This window comes from Shewanella sp. 10N.286.51.B8 (assembly GCF_041469325.1).
GTDB lineage: Bacteria > Pseudomonadota > Gammaproteobacteria > Enterobacterales > Shewanellaceae > Shewanella.
Map to the genome: position 1 here is coordinate 63463 of NZ_JBFRKG010000036.1, position 6569 is coordinate 70031.

Below are 6569 nucleotides of genomic sequence, written 5' to 3' on the forward strand. Positions count from 1 at the left end.
AGAAATTAATTGCAGATGAATAATTCCAAGGCAGCAAAAAAATGGTATTCACGCTTGATCCCCGCCGCGATTAAGCAGCGCTGGTCAAAGTGGCTAGATAAGCGAATACCGGCGAACAAACAAATTACCTTAAGCCATAAAAGTATTTTTATTTTACCCAGTGGCTTTGGCGTCGCTTGGTTTGTGCTGATAGTGGTGCTGTATTTATTTGGCACCAACTATCAAAACAATTTGGTGATCGGCTTAAGTTTATTGCTGGCCAGTGTGTTCCATAGTTGCATTATTTACAGCTATAAAAATCTTGCAGGTTTAACCTTAACAGCATTAACCCCGCCTGAGACTTATGCCAACCAAAACTTGGCCTTTCCGATTGTATTATCCAGTAAAATCAACAAAGACAACAGCCAAACCAGCCACCAGCAAATTTGCTTGAATCTACCTAATGAGCGCCATAGCCGCATTACCGATGTCGCTGAAGGCGTCGATACCAGCGTCAGCTGTACCGCGCAATCCAGAGGCCTAGTTAACCCCGGTAGAATTCGCGTCTCATCCAGTTTCCCACTGGGGTTATTTAACACTTGGTCCTATGTGGATTTAAATATCCAGCATATTATTTATGCCGCGCCGCTGGCCACCCATGTATCGTTAACCAGTTTAGATAATGACAATCAAACCGAATTTGAACACGGTAAATTACAACCAGGGGTTGATGACTATAAAGGCCTTAAAACCTTCGTTGAAGGTGAGTCACTTAAACAAGTGGCGTGGAAGCAATGGGCACAAGGGCGCGGAATGCTAACAAAAGAATTTGCCCAACCTGAAGGCAAACCGGTGTGGCTAAGTTTAGACGACACCCTCGGTGATAGTCTTGAACAAAAACTCAGTAAGCTGGCGTGGCAAGTCAACGCCTTATCTCAATCGCAGCAAGTTTTTGGCTTGGCATTAAACCAACAAATTATCGAACAAGACAGTGGCGAGTCACACAGAAAACAATGTCAGCAAATGATTGCGCTTTATGGTTCAGTAGCTAAGCCAGCAATTACAACAGAACCAAGAGTTACACCTGAGTCAACGTCAGCATTTACTGATAAACACCCAGTGGGGAACAGAAAATGACCCAAGGCTCAGAGGCGTTAAAACATCAGTTAAATGATCCATTTAATGAGAACATTGGTCGTAATACCCTATTTTGGTTATTAATTACCAATGTATTGGTGCTATCACCGTTATACCAGCATGCCACCTTATGGAGCATCGGCATTTGCGCCATTTGCTTTGTGTGGCGTGTGGGAATTTACCTTGGCAAGGTAGCGGCGCCGCCTAAAGTATTAGTCACAGGGCTAGCCATTGGCGCCGCTGTCACCTTGGCTTTAGTGTCACAGGAAATTGGTTTACTTAACGCATTAGTCAATTTGCTCCTGCTAGGCTATGCCCTTAAATACATCGAAATGCGCCAAGTGCGCGATGTTAAAGTCGTGGTCTTGGTGGGCTTTTTCTTAATAGGCTTTGCGTTATTAGATCGCCAATCCATACTCGACACTCTACAACTGAGCTTTGTCGCCATCATTAATAACTGTGTGCTGATCAGCATTTATCAGCATTCAAGTCGCAAGGTAAACTTTCGCTTCGGGGTGAAATTATTTGCCCAAAGCCTACCCTTAGCCATACTGCTTTTTGTGGTGTTTCCAAGGCTGCCACCATTGTGGTTAGCCCCCAGCATGAAAAATGCTACTACCGGCCTGTCAGATGAAATTGCATTAGGGGATATTAGTAAGTTAACCCGCTCGCCGAATTTGGCATTTAGAGTCGGTTTTGAAAATGAACTCAATAACACCGATAAGCAGCAACTCATTAGCAATGAGCAACTGTACTGGCGCACACTGGTCATGGAAAACTACGATGGTCAACGCTGGAGTCAGTCGCCTTATCGTAAAAATGAACAACGTAGCGCCTATGGCAATAAACCTAAGCGCGCTAAGCCCAATTCAGCAGGTCTTACTGCGCCATTAATTTATCAAGTGATCACCGAGCCGACCTATCAAAAATGGTTGTTTGGTTTAGATCAGGCTTTTAGTCAATCTGAGCACATTGTCGAGTTATCCGACTTTAGGCTATTCTCACTGCGCAACATTGATCAACGCTTAAGTTACCAAGTGAGCTCTTATCCAAGTAGCGCTCTTGATGCCAAACTCGCGCCAGACATCAGCAAGATAAATTTGGCCATTCCTAATAATAGCAATCCACAAACTCGCCAGTTGGCAGCCCAATTTGCTAAGGATTACCCACAGCCAGCAGCCCGCATCAATGCCATGATGGGTTACTTTGCTGAGCAGGCTTTTTACTACACCTTAAGCCCGCCAAAGCTTGGCCAACAGCAAGTAGATGACTTTTTATTTACTAACCAAGCAGGCTTTTGCTCCCACTACGCTTCAGCGCTAGTATTTCTCGCCCGTTCAAGTGGCATACCTGCCAGAATGGTCACCGGTTACCAAGGCGGCGAATATAACCCCAAAGCCGGTTATTACAGCATCTATCAATACATGGCCCATGCATGGACTGAAGTTTGGCTTGAAGGCCAAGGCTGGGTAAGGTTTGACCCCACCGCCATGATTGCCCCAGAGCGAGTATTAGACGGCTTTGATGCCACGTTTACAGGCCAAGACAGTTACTTACAAGACAGCCTATTTACCAGTTTACAGGTCAAAAATATTCCGTGGTTAAACAATATTCGCCTGCAACTGGCGAGCATCGATTTTTACTGGAGTGTGTGGGTACTGGGTTTTGATGAGCAACGCCAGCAACAAGTATTAGCCAAACTCCTTGGCAATGTCAGCAGCAGTAAAGTGGCTATTATGATGATCATCTGCTTTATCATCATTGCCCTTATCATTGCCTATTTTGCTGGCGTGTTTAAACTGCAGCCCAAACAAGATCCTTGCATCAAACGCTATAACCTTATTTGCGCAAAGCTTGCGAATAAAGGATTTCAACGTGATGCGATGCCACCACAAGCTTATGCCCAGTTTATTCAGCAAGCATTTAGTGAGCAGCAACCACAACTGGTGGCTAATTTTGACAAAATGACTGAACACTTTATAGCCTTGCAATATCAACCTTTGAGCGCTAAACAAGTTGTTTTGCACCAAAGGTTGTTTAAACGCTATTTTAGTAAGCTGAAAAGGAATTTAATGAATTAATGTGGTAATCAAAGGCCATTTGATTATTTTTAACATAGTATATAACAAGGCTAGCACTTACTATCGGCCTGTAAACGTACTTAAAATCGAGCCTGACTGCTGTCAGGCTCATGCTATGTCTCTGTTCTCGCTATATATCTATTCTCACTAATTATAAGTAAACTAAAGCACGTATTTAGCAGAAAACATCACCCGATTAAGTTCGCCTTCAATACCGTTTTCTTTACTGTTTTTAGCGTACATATATTCAACACCCACAGTTAATGGTTTCACTGGTGAATAAAGTAAATTCACATAGCCAGAATATGAGTCTTTATTAACATTTTCGCCCATCAAGCTGACATCATTATCCGCGCTAAACGCTGACGCTGTCACACTGGTACGCCATTGGTCATTCCACCAATGGCGATAAGCAATAAAACCACCATAAGAGGTAATCGCCTCAATATCGCCATCGGCATCGATAACTCCCGCATTGACATAATTGAGCGCCATATATCGGCCAAGACCTTCACCATAAGTCGCAGTAAATTTAATATCATCTGCACCTACGGGTAAAATACCGCTAAAACTAACGCCGTAACCCAAAGCCGTTGCATCAAATTGAGTATCGCTAATGCGAGTTTCAATATTGAGTTGCCTTGCAATACCAGCAACAGACAATTTAGCACCAGCCTCTGTTTTGAAGTTATAGCGTGCAACAACATCAGGTACCATGCCACTACCGCTCAGAATTCGGCTAGGGCTTTGGTAACCATTTAAGGTGGCTTCAGGGTTTTCTACAGATAATTGAAAGCCGCCATTGGTATAGCGTATTTGAGTTTGACGTACAAATGGGGTGCCTTCTGCAGCGCCAACAAAATCGAGGTTCTCAGGTAAAGCGGCTGGATTTTGAAAAGTGGTCCATGATTGACCAACAGTCCAATTATCAAAACTCACAAATGCATGACGAATACGTGGCGAATAGCTGTTTGACACACGTTCGTTACCGTCAGCATGAGTCATAAAATCCAGTTCGATAAAGCCGGTTAACTTATGGTCATCAATATCGGTAATCGTTTTAAAGTTAAATCGCGTTTCTCTCGCCTGAAAATCAACCACCTGATTACCGTTACCCTCTACGCCATATATTGTCCCAGGTACATAAAACTGTCTAGAAATCGACCCAGAACCAGGAGCACCATTACTATAATCACTAAACATAGTGTCGACTTTAATGTAACCACCAAAGTGTACATCGGTATTTTCAATAACTGACGCGTTTGCACCTGTCACTGAAAGCGCACTAGCGACCAATACTCCAATTAAACTCAATCCTATTTTAGTATTATTAAATTGACTCTTTACTGAGTTGTTATTGATTCCGAATAAACGTTTTTTCATCACATCACCATTATTTTTATTGTTAAAAAAACCTTCTCTAATAATTGGGGTTTTAAAGAAGACACCTCGCCGAGAAACTATGTGTAATCAATGATGTGATCATAAAACTGGAACCAATTCCAAAACGAGGGTTGCTATAGGGTTTACAAAAAACACCAAAACTGTAATCAGTAAGTTAAATCTTGGTTCCATAATTGTGTTTAAAGTGACAGCGGTAGCATTTTGGCATTAGTGCCAAAGTGTGGAATAACGCTTATTAAATAATGAAGTAAATCTAATGAGGGTTGACTGGTAACTTTCAGACTTTTAGTGAACATTTTATTACGCTTCAATACCAACATTTATCGGTGACACAAATGGTGTTTCATCAACGGTTGCTTAAGCGCTAATTTAGGAAGGTTAAGATGGGTCTGTTTATTTCTAAACTTCGTTTAGATTAATGATTAGATCAAAGTCGTGGTGCTTCGCCCACACCAGAGCCAAGGGGAAAAGCGCTTGTCCCCCTTAACAATCCCTCAGCGCCCCAGACGAAAAATGCTGAAAAACGCATGATTTTCGATGGGGATTAATCCAGCTTTTGACTTCGTTTGTAGATGGCTTCGGTCATTGTCGAAAAAACCTAACGCTTCCGATGGGCCTTCCCTGGCCCAACGAAAGCTAGCTTGGCATCCATGCCAAGCTCACGGCCTTTTCTCGATGCCTCAATTAAAGTTGAGCCAGAGACAAATAGATATTCAACTTTTTTCGCTGTTACTAAACGCAATATATAAAGTTAAATCGAAGATATGAAAATTCCGGTGTAGATGCAGCAGCGAGCTTCCAAAACAGGGACGTTTTGGCAGAGCTTACAAGGATGTACTTGCAGCGTCTCGCAGTTGTATATGCACATAGGCCTGCGGCAGGCAATAAGTTAAATTGAAGCTATGTGTTTCCCATAACTTAACCAATGCGCTTAACGTAAATCACGTCGAGATCAGAGCCTTTTACCTTTTTCTTAGTCTAAATCCAGCCCAATAAGTTGTTAAGTCATCTCTGTAAAAATTGAAGGCTTTCTTAGTTCCTGCATATTTCATTCACTAAATGGTCAAATAAAAAACAATTGACATAATATGTCTCAAAAGCTAACTTAGACATAATATGTCAAACAAGGAAGTGTAAATGGATATTTGGAATTTTTTCACCAGTTTTATTGTACAAACTATTGGTTTTTTTACTAACGAAGTTGGTGTGACTGAGGCCGTAGCAATAATATTGTTTACTCTAATTGGCCGCTTAGCTTTAATGCCTATTAACGTTTTAGCTATGGCGAATATGTATAGAAATAAAAAAGCGATATCTGCAATAAAACCAGAGTTAGAAGAAATAAAAACAATATATAAAGACAAACCAAATGAAATAGCTAAATGTACAATGGCACTATATAAAAAACACAATATTAAAATTCTGGATAAAAGCAGTGCAGTTAATATTGTCAGTCAGGGTGCTTTTGGGTTATGCATGTTCCAAGCCCTTCAACAGATAGTGTTTAATAGTAAATTTGCTTGGATTGCTAACATTGCAAAACCTGATGTTGCACTGGCATTGCTTGTTGGCGTTATTACATACTTTTCTATGACTATGATGCCAGGTAGCGCGGAGCAGACCAGTACTTTGTTGCTTATAATCCCCGCTATTATTTGTGTTGTTACCTTAATAAGCTTTCCATCCGCTATCGGTTTATATTGGGCTACATCTAGCGTGACGAGTTTATTTCAATCCTTGGTGCTTACTAAATTCTTTCATCAACAAGACACATATAAAGCTATTTAATTTGAACAGATAAAAGGTCAGAATAAACATTATTCTGACCTTTTATCAACTAGCCATTCTCTAAATTTTGTGTCTCCCAAAAATATAAAGCCACCCATTACTCTAAATTTATAACATAACGCCTTCGTGAGTTGCCAACACCAAAATTCATTTACTGATGGCCAAAGGACTAAATACTTC

The 6569-nt window shown here is 41.2% G+C and carries 4 protein-coding genes; 3 read left to right on the plus strand and 1 reads right to left on the minus strand.

The genetic code is table 11. The annotated features are described in order from the left end of the window. Positions 1-15 precede the first annotated feature (15 nt). Both AB4160_RS14670 and AB4160_RS14675 read left to right on the plus strand, forming a co-directional pair. On the plus strand, positions 16-1116 hold the full coding sequence (locus tag AB4160_RS14670; protein WP_303461932.1) for a DUF58 domain-containing protein: 1101 nt from the start codon (positions 16-18) through the stop codon (positions 1114-1116). Further along, on the plus strand, positions 1113-3197 hold the full coding sequence (locus AB4160_RS14675) for a transglutaminaseTgpA domain-containing protein (RefSeq protein WP_372005254.1): 2085 nt from the start codon (positions 1113-1115) through the stop codon (positions 3195-3197). The genes AB4160_RS14670 and AB4160_RS14675 overlap by 4 nt, the downstream gene beginning before the upstream one ends. A 162-nt stretch (positions 3198-3359) precedes the next feature. Here AB4160_RS14675 and AB4160_RS14680 read toward each other — a convergent pair whose 3' ends face one another. Next, positions 3360-4580, minus strand: coding sequence for a DcaP family trimeric outer membrane transporter (locus AB4160_RS14680; RefSeq protein ID WP_372005257.1), 1221 nt, complete (start codon positions 4578-4580; stop codon positions 3360-3362). A 1158-nt stretch (positions 4581-5738) separates the two neighbouring features. Between AB4160_RS14680 and AB4160_RS14685 the strand changes: the two genes are divergently transcribed. Then, positions 5739-6389, plus strand: coding sequence for a YidC/Oxa1 family membrane protein insertase (locus AB4160_RS14685; RefSeq protein WP_303414319.1), 651 nt, complete (start codon positions 5739-5741; stop codon positions 6387-6389). Positions 6390-6569: the final 180 nt, after the last annotated feature.